Source organism: Tateyamaria sp. LSS28, assembly GCF_059611725.1.
Map to the genome: position 1 here is coordinate 672,206 of NZ_JCAPFI010000003.1, position 16,170 is coordinate 688,375.

Here is a 16,170-nt window from a genome sequence, read left to right on the forward strand (position 1 = left end):
ATCTCATTAATATGATACCAAATGGCATCATATGTGAGACACCCGATGAAACCCCTCGCCCTCCTCCTGCTTGCAGCCACCCCCGCGTTGGCTGACCCCGCAATCACCCTCACCCCAGCGGGCGCGCTCGACTGGGAAACCACACCCGAAGGCGTCGCCTTTGCCGCCCTCTCCGGTGACCGCTGGACCGAAGCCTACTTCGCCATGGTCAAACTGCCCGCAGGCACGACCAGCCCGCCCCATGTCAAAACCTTCAACATGTACGGCGTGATGATCGAGGGCGAGATGACGCACACGGCCCTCGGCGCAGATGCCGCCACCACGGTTGGCCCCGGCGGCTACTACGAAGTGCCCGCAAACATGCCCCACATATCGGCCTGCGTCTCTGACAGCCCCTGTATCACCATGCTCTACCAGGACGGCGCGTTCGACTTCCTGCCGGTGACGCAATGACGGACCCGACCCAAAACGCCTTCCGCGCCCTCGCCGACCCGACCCGGCGCGACATCCTGCACATGCTGTCGGGGCAAGACATGACCATCGCCCAGGTCTCCGACCGCTTCGACATGACACGCGCCGCCGTCAAAAAACACCTCACCGTGCTCAGCGACGGCGGCCTCATCACGGTCGAAGCACGCGGCCGCGAACGCATCAACACGCTCAATCCCGCCGGGCTCGCCCCGGTCTTCAGCTGGCTCGAATTCTTCGACCGCTTCTGGGATGACCGCCTGTCCGATCTTAAAACCGCCATCGAAAAGGACCTCCAATGACCGATGCGACCCTGCAGAAAACCATCTTCCTCAAAGCACCGCGGCAGATGGTGTGGGACTATCTCACCCAGCCCGAACATCTCGCCAAATGGTTCCACGCCCCCAAAACCCCCATGACCGAGGGCGAAAAGCTGGAAATGTACGGCACGACCAGCGGCAACCTGTTGATCTGGGGCAAGGTGATCAAGGCCGACGCCCCCGACTACCTCGAATACACGTTCACCGTCGGCCCGATGGGCGATGCGGTCAGCACGGTGAAATGGGCGCTCTCGGACGTCCCGGGCGGCACGCAACTGGCGCTGACACACGAAGGGCTGCCCCAGGGCGAAGCCGCCTTCGGCCTTATGCTGTCGCTCGACAAGGGTTGGGACGAACATCTCATGCGTATGCGCAACGACATCCATGGAGAGGATTGATGGACTACACCGCCACGATCACCACCAGCGCGCCACCCGAACAGGCCGCGCGTCAGATTGCCGACGATCTTGAACTCTGGTGGTCCACCCGCGTGGACCGCCGACCGGGCGGCTTCACCATCCGCTTCAACACCAGCCACGCCACCTTTGCCATCGATCCCGGCAGCACGGCGCAAAGCTTCACATGGACCTGCACCGACGCCAACATGATCATGGAGGGTGTGGACGATCCGGCCGAATGGAAAGGCACCCGCCTTGTCTGGCGGATCGCCCCCGCCCCGGGCGGCAGCACGGTCACGCTGACCCACGAAGGGCTGTCGCCGCAGATCGCCTGTTTCGACATCTGCCAACGCGGCTGGCAACACTTTTTCGAAGACAGCCTGCGCGATCACCTGAACGGCGAAACAGCCCGGCCCGAGACCAGCCAACCTGCGGCATAAGGTATCGCGTTAACCCGTCCGCGCGCCTCAAATCCGGCGCGCGGAACAAAATGCGCATTTTCGGGCTCAAAATGTGCACTTTGCCAAAACCGGCCTAAAACACCTCCGTTTTGACCCGACCGAAATATGCAGTTTCCCCTCCAAACATCGCAGTTTGCTCAATTCGCAGCCCCAAATCCGCCGCGAAACGGCGCCCGAACCCACGATTAACGCAGCGCACGTTCCAAACGCGCAAATCCACCTTCCCTGTTTCCAAAAATCCTCCCCGAAGGGTCGATCAGCCAAGACGCCGGCCGCATCCACCTTGTCCCGGACGCCACACACCCCTATGTAGCGCGGTGGCGGGTTCTACCCTTCTCGTGACAGGTTGCATTCCGGTGGCCTTAAGCAATTCCGAGGGAGCTGGCTCTGTCCGGGCCCTGGTCCGGTTACCTGGCGCCCACCTGTATATACAGGTCCTCGGGAATGAGAGAACCAAACGGTTGTGGTGGTCCCGTCACCTTACCCCAACATCTTGCGCTGCACCTGCGCACAGCACCGGTTCGTGGCCGCGGATTGCGCACTTAACGTTCGGGCCTATCTTTGCCTCAACGCACAGATGAAAGGAGACAACCATGTCCCTGAGACCGACACTCGAAACCCGTCAGGCCCAGCCCACACTCGAAGGCGCAGGCGTGCACCTGCACCGCGCATTCGGCTTCCAGGACCCATCGGAACTGGACCCGTTTCTGCTGTTTGACGACTTCCGAAACGACATCCCCGCGCATTTCGAAAAAGGGTTCCCGTGGCACCCACATAGAGGAATAGAAACAATCACTTACGTGCTGGAAGGCACGGTCGAACACAGCGACTCCCTCGGCAATTCCGGCACGCTGGGTGCGGGATCCGTACAATGGATGACCGCCGGGTCCGGCATCCTCCACCAAGAGATGCCGCACGGCAACGCACGCGGTCAAATGCACGGCTTCCAGCTCTGGGGCAACCTGCCCTCGGATCAGAAGATGACGGCCCCGCGCTACCAAGACATCGCCGGGTCCGACATCCCCGAAGTCATCGACGATGACGGCACCCGGGTGCGTGTGATCACAGGCGAATTCTGGGGCAGGAAAGGCCCGGTCGACGGAATCGCGGCTGACCCGCAATACCTAGACATCTCGATCCCTGCCGGGGTGAGGAAAACGTTCAAAATCGACACGTACCGGCGCGCATTCGCCTACGTGTTCCAAGGCGCAGGCGCCTTTGCCGACGCCTCCGATCCGTCAGGTGTGTTGCTCGAAAAAGAGGTTGCAGGGCAAGAGGTTAATATCCGCGACCTCTCCGGGAACCGGACCTTGATCCGCTTCGGCACGGGCGATGAAGTCACGGTGCAAGCCGGCCCCGACGGCCTGCGGTTCCTGCTTGTCTCAGGCGCGCCGATCAATGAACCGGTCGCATGGCACGGACCGATTGTGATGAACACGCAGGAAGAGCTGATGCAAGCCATGCGCGACCTGCGCAACGGCACGTTCATCCAACCCCAGCACTAGGGCAAAACGGGACGGCGGGTGGGGCGACTTTGCCAACGGCAAAGAGCGTCCGACCCGCCGTCACACCATCACGGCTTTACGTACCATGTCCCAATACTGATCCTGTACGTCCGACAGGCTCAGACGCCCCTCATCACGGAACCACGTCGTCACGCCGGTCAGCATCGCAATCACGGCCAGCGTTGCGATCTTGGCATCCGCCACATCAAACATCCCTACGCCAGCGCCATCTCGTAAAATCCGTTCCAGGGCAGCCTCATAGCGCCCCCTCAGCCTTTCGATTTCAACGAAATTCTGCGGGTCAAGATTGCGCAACTCCATGTACGCAATGAACACGGCATCCGGCCGCGCATGGTGAAACTCGATGTGAAACCGCACGAAGGCTTCAAGCTGATCCACCGGCGCATCCGTATCCATGACCGGCACTGCATCAAGCAATTCAACCATGTGATCACGCATCAAGGCAAACAACAGGCTCTGCTTGTCTGGTGTGTAATTATAGAGCGCCCCTGCCTGCACCCCGACCTCGCCCGCAATTTGACGCATGGAAACAGCAGCATAGCCGTGCCGCGCAAACAAACGCAGTGCCGCTTCGCGAACGCGCGGGCCGGTGATGTCGGAATGTGAGCCAGTGGTGCGAGCCATGGGCAAGAATTATCTGAACGTATGTTCAAAACCAAGCCGCGCTTGCACGATGCAAGGGCTTGGTGCATCACATAGGCAACACCAGATTTGCGGAGCGTCTCGCCTATGCGCGCAACGACAGCCCTTCTTTGTCTGACCCTGACTGCCTGCACGCAGTTTCCCGAGTTGGACAATACAGTCTCCCCCGAAGTCGAAGCGTCGGAGTTCCCTGCTCTTGTGCCGCTGGAGCCGCTTCTGGCTGGTGCAGCACCGGTTGTGAGCGATCCGGTTGAGACCACGAAAACTCTTGAGGCACGCGTTGCCGCACTCAGGGCCCGGGCACGCGCACTGCAACAACGCAGTATAGTCGACCCCGCCACGCGAGCCAGGATGCGCGCACGCTTGGGCTAAGCCCTACAAGCAAGGGCAATTGCACCCGGCCCACGAACCCGTTACATCGCCCGCGATGACGTATCGCTCAAAGGACCCCAACATGAACGCACCGCTTCGGCTTGGCATTGCAGGGTTGGGCACCGTCGGGATCGGCGTGGTCAAGATTATTCGCCAGCACGGCGCGCTGCTGGAAGCGCGCACAGGTCGCAAGATCGAGATCAGCGCTGTCTCCGCAAGGTCCCGCGACAAGGACCGCGGTGTGCCATTGAATGGCTATGCATGGGAAGACGATCCCGTTGCACTCGCTGCGCGCGACGACGTTGATATCTACGTCGAGTTGATGGGGGGTACGGACGGCCCGGCCAAAGCATCCGTCGAAGCCGCCATTGCGGCGGGCAAGGATGTGGTGACTGCGAACAAGGCCATGCTTGCCGTTCACGGCCAAGTTCTCGCTGAAGCGGCAGAGGCCAAGGGCATCAGCCTGCGCTACGAGGCTGCCGTTGCAGGTGGCATCCCCGTGATCAAGTCCTTGACGGAAGGACTTGCCGGCAATGAGATCACGCGCATCGTTGGGGTTATGAACGGCTCGTGCAACTACATCCTGACCCGCATGGAAAGTGCCGGCCTGACTTATGAAGAGGTCTTTGCCGAGGCTGACGGGCTTGGATATCTCGAAGCGGATCCGCAACTTGACGTCGGTGGCATCGACGCGGCGCACAAGCTGGCGATCCTTTCGTCGATTGCTTTCGGCACCCGCGTGGATTTCGACGGAATCGAGCTTGAGGGCATTGAACGCATCAGCATTGACGACATCCGACATGCCGCCGACATGGGCTTCAAGATCAAGCTGCTGGGTGTTGCCCAAAAAACCGGGCGCGGATTGGAACAGCGCATGATGCCGTGCCTCGTGCCCGACACATCGCCCTTCGGCCAGTTGCAAGGCGGCACCAACATGGTTGCCATCGAGGGGCATGCTGTAGAACTGGTTGTTCTGCGCGGCCCCGGCGCGGGCGAAGGTCCCACAGCGTCCGCGGTGATGGGCGACGTCTGCGACATCACGCGCGGCTTCACTGTGCCCGTCTTTGGTCAACCCGCCGGAACGCTGGAAACTGCGCCGCGCGCAGCATCCGTCCTGCCTGCGCCTTACTACCTGCGCATGGCGCTGGTCGACAAACCCGGTGCGCTCGCCAAGATCGCGACTGTTTTGGGAGAGGCCGGCGTCAGCATCGACCGCATGCGGCAATACGGCCACAGCGACACAACCGCCCCTGTTCTGATTGTAACCCACACCTGCACACGCGCAGCCGTCAACGAGGCGATCAACGCGATGCAGGGCACCGGCGTCCTTGCCTCGGACCCCGTTGTCTTACGCATCGAGTCCGTCTGAAACTTCATACCTCCCCAAAGGATCAACTAAGATGACAGCCACCGCACAATTCCAGGATCGCATGCTTTCACTGGGCCTTGCCCGCGTGTCGGAGGCCGCCGCGCTTGCTTCGGCCCGGCTTGTTGGCCACGGGGACGAAAAAGCCGCAGACCAAGCCGCGGTGAATGCGATGCGAGAGCAATTGAACATGCTCGACATCGCGGGCGTCGTGGTCATCGGTGAAGGCGAACGGGACGAGGCGCCCATGCTGTTCATCGGCGAAGAGGTTGGGACGGGCACCGGTCCCGGCGTCGATATCGCCCTTGATCCGCTCGAAGGCACGACCCTTACGGCCAAGGACATGCCCAATGCGCTGACCGTCATTGCGATGGGCCCACGCGGCAGCATGCTACACGCGCCCGACGTCTATATGGACAAGCTGGCCATCGGCCCGGGTTTTGCCCCGGACACTGTCACGCTGGATATGAGCCCATCTGAACGTGTCGAAGCTCTTGCCAAGGCCAAGGGATGCTCGGCATCGGACATCACCGTGTGCATCCTGGAGCGTCCGCGCCACGAGGCCGTGATCGCAGCAGTACGCGGCACCGGCGCGTCGATCCGCCTGATCACGGATGGGGACGTTGCAGGTGTGATGCATTGCGCTGACCCGACCACAGGCATCGATATGTACATGGGCGAAGGTGGCGCGCCCGAAGGCGTCCTGGCTGCTGCGGCTCTGAAATGCATGGGTGGACAGATTTATGGCCGCCTGCTTTTCCGAAATGACGACGAAAAAGGCCGTGCGGCCAAGGCCGGGATTACTGATCTGAACCGGATCTACACCCGGGACGAAATGGTGACACAGGACGTTATCTTTGCCGCAACCGGCGTCACCAGCGGATCGCTCTTGCACGCAGTGCAGCGCGAGCCCGGTTGGCTGACATGCGAGACACTGCTGATGCGATCCAAGACCGGATCGGTCCGCCGCATCAACTACCGGACGCCAACGCATACGGTTTGACGTGCGGGGCGGACGACACGTCCGCCTTACGACATTGTTGCCACAGGTGCGCCCGCGCCTAAACTGGCGCAATCTTGCGCGAAGGGGAGGCGCTCTGTGGCATTCTTGGGGATTGAACAGTCACTGACCGGACGGGCTTGGATCGGCCCGGACGTCTCGACCGACCGTGCTGCCGAAGCCCTAGCGCAGCATACGCAATTGCCCCGCCCTGTCTGTCAGATCCTCGCCCGCATGGGCGTATCCGCCGAAAGGGCAGAGCCCTACCTGTCCCCCACCCTGCGGGATCTGATGCCTGATCCGCGTTCCTTGCGCGACATGGAACCTGCCGCCACCCGGCTTCTGGACGCCGTGCAGAAACGTCAAAAAATAGCAGTCTTTGCAGATTACGATGTGGACGGCGGCAGTTCTGCCGCATTGTTGATCACGTGGCTCAGAGCGATGGGGACAGCCGCAACGCTCTATGTGCCCGACCGCATTGACGAAGGATACGGCCCAAATGACGAGGCGATGGCGCGGCTCGCCGCTGCGCATGACCTGATCATCTGCGTCGATTGCGGGACCTTGTCGCATGGCCCGATCGCCGCAGCGGAAGGGGTAGATGTGATCGTTTTGGATCACCACCTTGGCGCTGAAACACTGCCCGATGCCTATGCAGTCGTGAACCCGAACCGGCAGGATGAGGATGGGGCATTGGCCCATCTATGCGCGGCAGCGGTCGTATTTTTGGCACTGGTCGAAGCGGGTCGCCAGTTGCGAGAAGAGGGAAAGCAAGGGCCGGACCTCATGGCCATGCTCGATCTCGTGGGTTTGGCGACCGTGGCTGATGTTGCGCCCTTGGTCGGTGTCAATCGCGCCTTTGTAAGACAGGGGCTCAAAGTGATGGCTCGGCGTAAACGCGTTGGACTGGTTGCCTTGGCCGATATCGCTGGCCTTGATACCGCGCCTACACCGTATCACCTCGGTTATTTGCTCGCGCCACGCATCAACGCAGGTGGGCGCATCGGACAGGCGGATTTAGGTGCGCGCCTCTTGGCAACAACCGATCCACACGAGGCGGCAGCGCTGGCCGAACGCCTCAATACGCTCAACGCTGAGCGGCGCGAGATCGAAGCGCATGTCCGCGCCGAAGCCATCGCGCAATGCGAAACACGCGGCGCGGATGGCGCGTTGGCTTGGGCTGCGGGTCCCGGGTGGCACCCCGGCGTGGTCGGTATCGTGGCATCGCGTGTGAAGGAGGCAACCAACCGCCCGTCGATCGTCATCGGGGTCGAGAATGGGATCGGTAAGGGATCGGGCCGATCTGTGTCGGGCATTGACCTAGGTGCGCCCATTCAGAGGCTGGCAGCCGAAGGTTTGTTGATCAAAGGCGGCGGGCACAAGATGGCCGCGGGCCTTACGGTCGAAGCGGACAAGATCGAGCCAGCCATGGAGCGTCTGTCGAATCTATTGGCCAAGCAAGGAGCTGATGCTCTCGGCCCCGCGGACCTGCGCCTTGACGGCGTGTTGATGCCCGGTGCGGCCACCGTCGAGTTGCTGAACCAGATTGATGCAGCGGGTCCGTTCGGAGCGGGCGCCCCTGCGCCGCGCTATGCATTTGCGGCGATGCGAATTCTGCAAGCCCGGCGCGTGGGAGAAGCACATCTGAAGCTCACTTTTGGAGAACCCGGCGGGGCACGTCTGGATGGCATCGCGTTTGGTGCTTTCGACGGTCCATTGGGCCAAACGCTGATGGACCATGGCGGTGCACCATTCCACCTGGCGGGTCGGATTGAGGTCAATTCTTTCCGCGGTCGACAGTCCGTTCAACTGCGGCTCGAAGATGCCGCTCGGGCGTGACATCAAAGGCGACAAGCATTCGTCAGAAATATCGCTAGTCGGACGTTTTTTCCGCTTGCGCAACATCGTTGAATTGCCTATCTGAGCGCTCACACCAGCGCTGGCCCGTTCGTCTATCGGTTAGGACGCCAGGTTTTCAACCTGGAAAGAGGGGTTCGATTCCCCTACGGGCTGCCAGTCTTCAATACTTTGTCTTGGTTTTGCGGGGTGTTTATCCCTTAGGCTTACCGCGCCGCGTTGGATGTTGGTCATCTTGGACACTTGGGGATGACATCGGCACACTGTACTGGGTTCGGCAAGCGAAGCGTCACGCATCGTTCTACCTCACCTCCTTATGTAGTAAACATCGCCCACATAAATCTCTCGGAACTGGCCGAAGCAACAGACAAGCTGGATCAAGCATTGCTTGCGGCGTCCCGCCCCACCGGGGGCACCAGGTTCTGAGCATTCTGTCGCAAGACTGGTATGTAGTGAGTCTGTTGTCCGCGGCCACCATGTTTGGACGCATAGAGCGCGACATCGGCATCATCCATGACTTCTGCCACAGACTGTTCGGATTCCGGATCAAATATGGCTGACCCAATACTTGCCGAGATGCGACATAACTCGCCCTGAAACGGAATTGGCTGTGACAGTCGCTGAATGATTCGACGGCCAATCCCCTCCATCGCATCGCCATCTTTTGCGTGGGGGAGAATGACCACAAACTCGTCACCGCCAACACGCGCGACGGTGTCACTCTCCCGCGTTTCTTCGACCATGACGCGCGCGACCGTTTGCAACACGTGATCACCGGCTGCGTGCCCAAGCGTGTCGTTCACGGCTTTAAACCAATCCAGATCTATCTGCATCAAGCCAAAGCGCGTACCCCAATCCATATGACGAGTAAGCACGTGATCCATTGCGCGACGGTTCTTGAGCCCGGTCAATGTATCAGTGAACGCCTGTTCTTCTGCAGCAATCATTGCGCCTTGCAGACGCAAATTGAGTTTGCGTGACGCCTCCATTGCAGCTGACTTGGCCTCAACCAGATACAGCATCTCAATCGTGAGATCGGTAGCTGCAAAGTCAGAACTGTTAAGAGCATAATCCGACACGGCATCAACCACAGAGATGCCAAATGACAGGTTTACAATGCTTTGTCCTTCTTCCGGGCCAGCAACCAACAACCCTTTGACCTCGGTCTTGGGGGCGTCGCGAAACTGCAAGTGAAGCTTTGTTCCTGCCGTGGCACGCAGACCATCGATCGAAGTTATTGCGCGCGGCCGCCTCAGGTCGAAAATTTCGAGGAACCGCCGACCGATCATTGGACTGTTGGGACGCAACTTCTGGAGAGTGGGACCGGCATGCACCACATGCCCAGTTGGCCCTAGCACAAGATGCATTGGGCAAAGCACATCCATCGCCTGCATCAGTGCAGCCTGATCCATCATGATGCCCGCGCCCCCAAATCAAAAACACGCCCCTCTGCAAACTCGGTTTCAACCAAGCTTACCGAAATCGTCTCGATGCCATTGCCACGCCCAGTGTGTTCGAGAAGTGCAAGCGCACCATAATCGTCCGCCATCGTCCGCAGAATGCCCATCATCACATGTCCGTACCCATGAATGGGGCTTTCGCAGATCAGGCTGAAATGCGTCGGAGAGTGATCGCGCAACTCGATCCGCGGCAGATCTAGATCAGAGACAGCAAGACGGGCACGATCCGGCAAATCATCGAGCGAATGCAGAAACTCAACAAATGTTACGCCGCCAAAACGGAGCAGTCGTCGCAGCGCTTCGACATTGGGATGGGACACTAGATATGTACCCATATCTTCCATTACGTCGCTGCGCGGCCGATTCAGAATTTGACTGATGGCATCCAGAATACGCGGTGTAATGTCGTCATCGTAGATCAACATCGACTCGAACTCGACAAAGTCGAGATCCGCAAACCGGGTCGCTTCGACCCATTTGTCCGCTCCATAACTGTCTGTTACGAAACACTGAATTGCCCGATTGATCAGTCCATGCATTGCACGACGTTCCCATTTCCACGGGAGCACCATGCGCAATCAGCTCTAAACAATCCTCTAACAGATGCAATTTGACCTAGTTTTTGGACCCAAAACGCTCAAAAATCTGTTGGGGCTCCGCCTTCGGATTTGCGACGCGCCACGAAATCGGCAAGTTCTTCACGAATGCACTCCTCCATCGCCGGCGCCTCGAAACTTGCGACAATCTCCTTGAACAGCCGGTGCGCCCGCTCAGGCGTCCAAACGGCACCGGCGGCTTCCCACCCTTCATAGTTCTTCCAGTCGCTCAGGAAAGGTTGATAAAAGGCGGTGCTATAGCGATCCTGCGTATGCTGGATGCCAAAGAAATGCCCCTCGTTTCCTACCGACTTGATAGCGTCCAACGCGATGTCTTCCGTGCCTGTTCCTACAATCGACGGCTCCATATAGCGTTGAATTTGCTGAAGAACTTCGCAGTCCATGACGAATTTCTCCGGGCTCGCGATCAGCCCACCCTCAAGCCATCCAGCCGCGTGATAAACCATGTTGGTTCCGGACTGCACCGCAGCCCACAAGCTGTTCGAGGTTTCCCACATGGCCTGCCCGTCCGGCACGTTGGCTGCGCACACGCCCGACGATCGCAGCGGCAAGCCGTAGAACCGCGCCAATTGGCCTGTCATCTGGGTTGCGCGCATATACTCTGGCGTTCCGAAGGCAGGCGCGCCGGACTTCATATCGACATTCGATGTGAACGTGCCAATTGCACAGGGTGCACCCGGAGCAACATATTGGAAGAGCGCAATCGCACACAGTGCCTCTGCAATGGACTGCGCCACGGCGCCTGCCATAGTGACCGGAGCCATCGCCCCCGCCAGCGTAAACGGTGTCACCACAACCGCTTGACCACGGCGCACCATGCGCAGACAGCCGTCGATCATGGGGTGGTCATGCTTCAGCGGAGAGGTCGAATTGATGTTGGTATACATTCGCGGAGCTGCGTCAAATTCTTCGTGGCTCAACCCGCTGGCAATGCGGACCATCTCCATCACGTCCTCAACACGCTCTTTGCCAAGCGAGTATGCGTGCATGACTTTGTCAGTCAGTGTAAGCTTGTCATAAAGCACGTCCAGGTGCCGTACGCTGGCGTGTATATCGACCGGTTCAACTGGATACCCGCCGGCGAAATGGATGCAGTTGAAATACTGGGTAAGCTTTAGAAGGTTGGCGCACTTCTCACGCGTGCCCGGCACCTTCGTACCAATTTCCATGTCCCAGTAGTTGGGCGGTGACGACACGTTGCCAAAAAGCAGATGCTTGCCACCTACGGTGATCGCCCGGTCAGGGTTGCGCGGCTTAATGGTGAATTCGGATGGTGCCTTGCGCACCATTTCCATCACGAAATCGCGGTCCATGCGGACAATATCGCCGTCAACACGGCACCCAGCGTCGCGCAGAATGCCAAGTGCCTCCTCGTTGAGAAACTGAATGCCGATCTCTTCAAGGATCCGCATGGCCCCGTCGTGGATTGCCTCGACGCCTTCGGGACGCAAAGGCTCCACCGGCGGATCGGTAATGACGGGCGGATTCCATGGCATCTGTTCAATGACAGCCGCACCCCTGCGGGCCGCCGCCCCGGCCCTGCCACCGCCACGCGTCCTGCGTCGTGTCGCCGTGTCTGCCATCGTATCGTCCCTTCGAACTGCATGTGCAGACCACGACACCGCAGCGAGCCTTTCGGTACATCTCCGTTTACGACGGGCTGTGTCGTTTTTCTTAGTCGAAGTGGCGAATTTGCACTCGTCAGACCGTTGCCAATTGATCAAGCCAGTCCGGCAGCGCACCGATGTCGGGTAAAACGATGTCTGCATGCGGGACCAGAACATTAAGTGGCGCCATGCCTGTCAGAACGCCAACCGTACGCATCCCGGCCGCTCTGCCGGCATGCAGATCATGGGTGCTGTCCCCCACCATAACGACTGTTTTGGCTGCAAGCCCGGTATCGGCGCAGAACGCCAGCAACTGTCCTGGCGCAGGCTTGCCACCAAAACCGCTGTCGCTGCCTGCGATGAAGTCGAAAAAGCCGTCTACACCTGCGGACTGCAAATGCGCGCGGGCGGGCGCTTCGGCATCATTTGTTGCAACGCCCAGCGCAACGCCACGCGCGCGCAACGTGGTCAAAAGTGGCTTGAGAGGAACAGCCTCGGCCTGGGGTGCGTGAGCCGCCTCGTCATTCAATAGCGCCACCAACTCATCAAACGACAGATCCGGAAAATAGGCATTCAACTCAGACGCAATTTCGATGGGCGTACCGGCGATCACAATGCTTTTGGGCAGGAACCGTGCGCGCGCAAGATCAAAGCCAATCGCGGCACCAGCCCTTTGCGCACGTTCTTCGTCTCTACATGCCGCGCGACGCAAGAACGCTGCGGCCCAAGCTTCCCACGTGGTGGAAAAATCAAAAAGCGTTCCATCCTTATCGAAGATGATCCCACGAACAGGAGACCCAGATACAGTCACGTCCAATGAACTTCTCCGCCACCAGGCAGATCCATACGTGCTCGCGTGGGTGTGTCGTAAGGCAAACCGTGAGCATCGCAGAATGCAGCTACCCAAGCGTCATCCATCATTATGAAATCCAGCAAGGCCCCTAAAAAGGCTGGATCACCCACTCCAGCCCGCATGTCCGTCTCGCTGGCACCGGTGGCGCCAAGAAAGACGGGCAGCAACTCTTCGTTTCCAGCCATCCAGGCAACGGCCTGCAAACCGACAACTTCGGCGGATTCTTGCGAATGAGACATGAAGTTTGGCCTTTGCAGTCTGATGGAAACGCTTTGTTAACCTAAACGATCAAAAACCTAATGCACGGCTTTTGCAATGAATTGGAAGCGTCTCATGCACGGTAAGGTCCTCGTTATCGACCCAATTGCGACAAACCGCATTGTGTTGCGTGTCAAGCTGGCGGCCAGTCACTACAACATGCTCCAAGCCGGTTCGATTGCAGATGCCATGCAAGTTCTGGCGCAGGATACACCCGACCTGATCCTGTGCGCGGGAACTCTTCCTGATGGAGATCCGCTGCGGCTGCTTTCTCGGATTCGCAAGATGGGATTGGCCGGAAAGATGCCGATCATCGCATTGAGTTGCGCGGACAGCGAATCCGAACGCTTGCGTTTGCTTGCGGGAGGCATCGACGATGTACTTCAGAAACCAATCAATGACGCACTGCTTCTGGCCAGAACCCGGTCGATCATTCGCGCCTATGCAACTGCAAGCGAATGGACCCTGCGCGAGGGCACGTCGCGCGCGCTGGGATTTGGGGAAGAGATAGCGACGTTTTCGCCGGCGCAGACTTTACGCATCGTTGCCGAGGACAGAGCCGCTGCTGCCCCCTGGATCACGGCACTATCTGACCGTATCAATGCACGAACCGTATTTGCCAAACCCGCCGCAGCGGTGTCGGAAGCGGAGCCAGGATGCACACCCGACGCATTTGTGCTGGTGATCGGACCGGATGAAGGCCCGCAGATGTTGCAGTTGCTGGCAACGATCCGCAGTCAAGCCAACACACGTCACTGCGCAATTCTTGCGGTGTTGGACAGTGAGTATGCGACGCTTGGTGCCCAAATGCTGGACATGGGCGCCAATGACTTGATGCGCTGCACCCGGTCGTCCGAGGAATTGGCGCTGCGCCTCGAAGCGTTGCTGAGCAGGAAGATGGTGACCGATTCACTACGCGACACCGTGCGTTCGGGCATCGAAGCGGCAGTGATCGACCCGCTCACCGGTTTACACAATCGCCGCTATGCAATGCCGCACCTGTCACGCATTGCAGAGCGTGCAACGCGCACGGGCAAACCCTATGCGGTGATGATTGCGGACATGGATCATTTCAAGCGGATCAATGACACGCTCGGCCACGCTGCGGGGGATGCCGTTCTGGTCGAAACGGCGCGCAGGTTGAAAGAGAACCTGCGCGCCGTTGATCTCGTGGCGCGGATCGGAGGTGAGGAATTTCTGATCGTGCTTCCCGGCGTTGGTCTTGGAAACGCCCGAAGGGCCGCCAAACGGCTCTGCCGGATCATCCAAAATACCCCCTTCGAGGTGCCCGACAGGACGGCCCCAGTCGATGCCACGATCTCGATTGGGATGACTGTGATTGATCCGGTGAACGGGACTCACTCGACCGTCGCGCAAAAGCCCGAGGCACTGCTCGACCGCGCAGACAAAGCGCTCTACGGGGCGAAAGCGAAGGGGCGCAATCGCGTTATCCTGAGCCGTCCCGCCGCGTAGGTTGCCGTCGCACAAAATCGGAATGCATGTTTCCGTATCGAGATGCGCTTGCTGCGACAGTTACTGTTGTCAGTAAGAGTATTCCGAAAACACCCGGCTAATGTCACCGTTCCAATCACCATGGTAGAGATCCAGCAACTCGTCTGCCGGAACCTTGCCGGTCTCAACACTCTCCTGCAGAGCGTTAAGAAAGTGAGTCTCGTCCGGAACCAATCCTCCGGCCCCAGGACGCGCCCGTGCCTTCAGACCCGCATGTGAGATTGCAACCGCTTCGCGCGCAAGGTCGTGCATTTTCACGCCGTTCACCTCAGCCTGCAGCCCATCGACCGAAGCTGCCACATGCAAACCGCTCCGAGTTTCAGCGTCGAGTCCCTTGACCAGATCCCAGGCCGCATCCAAAGCAGTCTGGTCATATGTCAGCCCGACCCAGAACGCCGGCAAGGCACACAAGCGACGCCACGGTCCCCCATCAGCCCCGCGCATTTCAATGAACTTTTTGACCCGCGCCTCGGGAAAGGCGGTCGTCAGGTGGTCTGCCCAATCGCTGAGTAAGGGCGTCTCGCCCGGCAGTGCTGGCAGCTTGCCGTTCAGAAAGTCTCGGAAGGATTGACCTAGCGCATCGATGTATTTGCCGTCTCGATATACGAAGTACATGGGCACATCGAGTGCATATTCGACCCAGCGTTCAAACCCGAAGCCTTCTTCGAACACGAAGGGCACCATGCCGGTGCGTGCCGGGTCAAGATCGCGCCAGACACGGCTGCGCCAGGACTTGTGGCCGTTCAGCTTGTTTTCAAAGAAGGGCGAATTGGCAAAAAGCGCTACGGCCACCGGCTGCAAAGCCACGGCCACACGCATCTTTTGTACCATGTCCGCCTCGGACCCGAAATCAAGGTTCACCTGCACTGTACACGTCCGACGCATCATCGTCCGACCCATCGTGCCGACCTTGCCCATGTAGGCGTCCATTAGCTTGTAACGCCCTTTGGGCATCAGCGGCATTTCCTCGTGGCTCCAGATTGGTGCTGCACCAAGACCGATGAACCCCACGCCAATCTCGTTGGCGATGTCCATCACCTCACGCAGGTGCTGATTCACCTCGTCACAGGTCTCGTGGATCGTCTCAAGCGGCGCGCCGGACAACTCAAGCGCCCCACCGGGTTCGAGAGAAATGTTAGCGCCATCCTTTTCCAAGCCAATCAACTTGCCGCTCTCGCGCAACTCACCCCAATGGTGGCGGTCGCGCAGTGCGCTCAGAACCGCCTCGATCGACCGTGCCCCTTCGTAAGGGAGCGGTTTCAGTGTGTCGCGGCAGTAGCCGAATTTTTCGTGCTCGGTCCCAATACGCCAGTCCGCCTTCGGCTTGCATCCATCAACCATGTATTGGACCAGCTGATCGTGATGTTCGATTGGCCCGCCGCCGGACTGAGGGATGGACATGGGGCGCTCCGCTTTGCGTTTGTCTGAAGCTGCAAGGGATGGGGCGAATTGC

The 16,170-nt window shown here is 59.4% G+C and carries 17 protein-coding genes, 1 tRNA gene and 1 other RNA gene; 12 read left to right on the forward strand and 7 right to left on the reverse strand.

Annotation, left to right across the window (positions count from 1 at the left end):
* The first annotated feature begins 45 nt into the window (after positions 1-45).
* From AC53L6_RS11945 to AC53L6_RS11970, 6 genes are all read left to right on the forward strand, one after another.
* Entirely contained in the window at positions 46-453 is a 408-nt protein-coding gene (locus AC53L6_RS11945) for a cupin domain-containing protein (RefSeq protein ID WP_299699150.1), read from the forward strand.
* Positions 450-770 (forward strand): ArsR/SmtB family transcription factor, encoded by a 321-nt coding sequence (locus AC53L6_RS11950; RefSeq protein WP_496907994.1) that lies wholly within the window; start codon positions 450-452, stop codon positions 768-770. Before AC53L6_RS11945 ends, AC53L6_RS11950 begins: the two co-directional genes overlap by 4 nt.
* On the forward strand, positions 767-1,186 hold the full coding sequence (locus AC53L6_RS11955) for an SRPBCC family protein (protein ID WP_496907995.1): 420 nt from the start codon (positions 767-769) through the stop codon (positions 1,184-1,186). Before AC53L6_RS11950 ends, AC53L6_RS11955 begins: the two co-directional genes overlap by 4 nt.
* Positions 1,186-1,626 carry an SRPBCC family protein gene (locus AC53L6_RS11960; RefSeq protein ID WP_496907996.1) on the forward strand — a complete coding sequence of 147 codons (441 nt, stop codon included), beginning with the start codon at positions 1,186-1,188 and terminating at the stop codon, positions 1,624-1,626. The genes AC53L6_RS11955 and AC53L6_RS11960 overlap by 1 nt, the downstream gene beginning before the upstream one ends.
* Positions 1,627-1,968: 342 nt before the next feature.
* A non-coding RNA gene (ssrS, locus tag AC53L6_RS11965) (6S RNA) lies at positions 1,969-2,124 on the forward strand.
* Between the two features lie 116 nt (positions 2,125-2,240).
* Positions 2,241-3,152, forward strand: coding sequence for a pirin family protein (locus AC53L6_RS11970; protein ID WP_299699148.1), 912 nt, complete (start codon positions 2,241-2,243; stop codon positions 3,150-3,152).
* A gap of 60 nt (positions 3,153-3,212) precedes the next feature.
* On the opposite strand, the gene AC53L6_RS11975 is transcribed toward AC53L6_RS11970, so the two are convergent.
* The gene (locus AC53L6_RS11975; protein WP_496907997.1) at positions 3,213-3,797 is read right to left on the reverse strand and encodes a TetR/AcrR family transcriptional regulator; all 585 of its coding nucleotides are present in this window, start codon (positions 3,795-3,797) and stop codon (positions 3,213-3,215) included.
* 105 nt (positions 3,798-3,902) lie between these two features.
* Between AC53L6_RS11975 and AC53L6_RS11980 the strand changes: the two genes are divergently transcribed.
* From AC53L6_RS11980 to AC53L6_RS12000, 5 genes are all read left to right on the forward strand, one after another.
* Positions 3,903-4,187: a hypothetical protein gene (locus tag AC53L6_RS11980; protein WP_299201052.1), complete on the forward strand. Its 285-nt coding sequence runs from the start codon at positions 3,903-3,905 to the stop codon at positions 4,185-4,187.
* Between the two features lie 82 nt (positions 4,188-4,269).
* Positions 4,270-5,556 (forward strand): homoserine dehydrogenase, encoded by a 1,287-nt coding sequence (locus tag AC53L6_RS11985; protein ID WP_496907998.1) that lies wholly within the window; start codon positions 4,270-4,272, stop codon positions 5,554-5,556.
* 31 nt (positions 5,557-5,587) lie between these two features.
* Positions 5,588-6,556, forward strand: a complete 969-nt coding sequence (gene glpX / locus AC53L6_RS11990; protein ID WP_299742407.1) for a class II fructose-bisphosphatase — start codon at positions 5,588-5,590, stop codon at positions 6,554-6,556.
* 96 nt (positions 6,557-6,652) lie between these two features.
* Positions 6,653-8,392 carry a single-stranded-DNA-specific exonuclease RecJ gene (gene recJ / locus AC53L6_RS11995; RefSeq protein ID WP_496907999.1) on the forward strand — a complete coding sequence of 580 codons (1,740 nt, stop codon included), beginning with the start codon at positions 6,653-6,655 and terminating at the stop codon, positions 8,390-8,392.
* 102 nt (positions 8,393-8,494) lie between these two features.
* Positions 8,495-8,569, forward strand: a tRNA-Glu gene (locus AC53L6_RS12000).
* A 218-nt stretch (positions 8,570-8,787) separates the two neighbouring features.
* On the opposite strand, the gene AC53L6_RS12005 is transcribed toward AC53L6_RS12000, so the two are convergent.
* The 5 genes from AC53L6_RS12005 to AC53L6_RS12025 form a co-directional block, all read right to left on the reverse strand.
* The gene (locus tag AC53L6_RS12005; RefSeq protein ID WP_496908000.1) at positions 8,788-9,825 is read right to left on the reverse strand and encodes a diguanylate cyclase domain-containing protein; all 1,038 of its coding nucleotides are present in this window, start codon (positions 9,823-9,825) and stop codon (positions 8,788-8,790) included.
* Positions 9,822-10,409 carry a heme NO-binding domain-containing protein gene (locus AC53L6_RS12010; RefSeq protein ID WP_299210568.1) on the reverse strand — a complete coding sequence of 196 codons (588 nt, stop codon included), beginning with the start codon at positions 10,407-10,409 and terminating at the stop codon, positions 9,822-9,824. The genes AC53L6_RS12005 and AC53L6_RS12010 overlap by 4 nt, the downstream gene beginning before the upstream one ends.
* Before the next feature lie 98 nt (positions 10,410-10,507).
* A complete protein-coding gene (locus AC53L6_RS12015) occupies positions 10,508-12,070 on the reverse strand; it encodes a trimethylamine methyltransferase family protein (RefSeq protein ID WP_496908001.1) in 1,563 nt (520 codons plus the stop codon).
* Positions 12,071-12,188: 118 nt separating this feature from the next.
* Positions 12,189-12,911 carry an HAD family hydrolase gene (locus AC53L6_RS12020; RefSeq protein ID WP_496908002.1) on the reverse strand — a complete coding sequence of 241 codons (723 nt, stop codon included), beginning with the start codon at positions 12,909-12,911 and terminating at the stop codon, positions 12,189-12,191.
* Positions 12,902-13,186: a DUF3572 domain-containing protein gene (locus tag AC53L6_RS12025; RefSeq protein ID WP_299210456.1), complete on the reverse strand. Its 285-nt coding sequence runs from the start codon at positions 13,184-13,186 to the stop codon at positions 12,902-12,904. Before AC53L6_RS12025 ends, AC53L6_RS12020 begins: the two co-directional genes overlap by 10 nt.
* A gap of 94 nt (positions 13,187-13,280) precedes the next feature.
* Between AC53L6_RS12025 and AC53L6_RS12030 the strand changes: the two genes are divergently transcribed.
* Entirely contained in the window at positions 13,281-14,678 is a 1,398-nt protein-coding gene (locus AC53L6_RS12030) for a diguanylate cyclase (protein WP_496908003.1), read from the forward strand.
* Positions 14,679-14,747: 69 nt separating this feature from the next.
* Here the strand turns inward: AC53L6_RS12030 and AC53L6_RS12035 are convergent, their stop codons facing one another.
* Complete coding sequence (locus AC53L6_RS12035; RefSeq protein WP_299699137.1) at positions 14,748-16,118, reverse strand: glutamate--cysteine ligase; 1,371 nt, start codon at positions 16,116-16,118, stop codon at positions 14,748-14,750.
* Positions 16,119-16,170 lie beyond the last annotated feature (52 nt).

Coding starts and splice junctions, on each gene's coding strand:
- AC53L6_RS11945 (WP_299699150.1), top strand. CDS start 46: ATGAAACCCCTCGCCCTCCTCCTGCTTGCAGCCACCCCCGCGTTGGCT.
- AC53L6_RS11950 (WP_496907994.1), top strand. CDS start 450: ATGACGGACCCGACCCAAAACGCCTTCCGCGCCCTCGCCGACCCGACC.
- AC53L6_RS11955 (WP_496907995.1), top strand. CDS start 767: ATGACCGATGCGACCCTGCAGAAAACCATCTTCCTCAAAGCACCGCGG.
- AC53L6_RS11960 (WP_496907996.1), top strand. CDS start 1,186: ATGGACTACACCGCCACGATCACCACCAGCGCGCCACCCGAACAGGCC.
- AC53L6_RS11970 (WP_299699148.1), top strand. CDS start 2,241: ATGTCCCTGAGACCGACACTCGAAACCCGTCAGGCCCAGCCCACACTC.
- AC53L6_RS11975 (WP_496907997.1), bottom strand. CDS start 3,797: ATGGCTCGCACCACTGGCTCACATTCCGACATCACCGGCCCGCGCGTT.
- AC53L6_RS11980 (WP_299201052.1), top strand. CDS start 3,903: ATGCGCGCAACGACAGCCCTTCTTTGTCTGACCCTGACTGCCTGCACG.
- AC53L6_RS11985 (WP_496907998.1), top strand. CDS start 4,270: ATGAACGCACCGCTTCGGCTTGGCATTGCAGGGTTGGGCACCGTCGGG.
- glpX (WP_299742407.1), top strand. CDS start 5,588: ATGACAGCCACCGCACAATTCCAGGATCGCATGCTTTCACTGGGCCTT.
- AC53L6_RS12005 (WP_496908000.1), bottom strand. CDS start 9,825: ATGATGGATCAGGCTGCACTGATGCAGGCGATGGATGTGCTTTGCCCA.
- AC53L6_RS12010 (WP_299210568.1), bottom strand. CDS start 10,409: ATGCATGGACTGATCAATCGGGCAATTCAGTGTTTCGTAACAGACAGT.
- AC53L6_RS12015 (WP_496908001.1), bottom strand. CDS start 12,070: ATGGCAGACACGGCGACACGACGCAGGACGCGTGGCGGTGGCAGGGCC.
- AC53L6_RS12025 (WP_299210456.1), bottom strand. CDS start 13,186: ATGTCTCATTCGCAAGAATCCGCCGAAGTTGTCGGTTTGCAGGCCGTT.
- AC53L6_RS12030 (WP_496908003.1), top strand. CDS start 13,281: ATGCACGGTAAGGTCCTCGTTATCGACCCAATTGCGACAAACCGCATT.
- AC53L6_RS12035 (WP_299699137.1), bottom strand. CDS start 16,118: ATGTCCATCCCTCAGTCCGGCGGCGGGCCAATCGAACATCACGATCAG.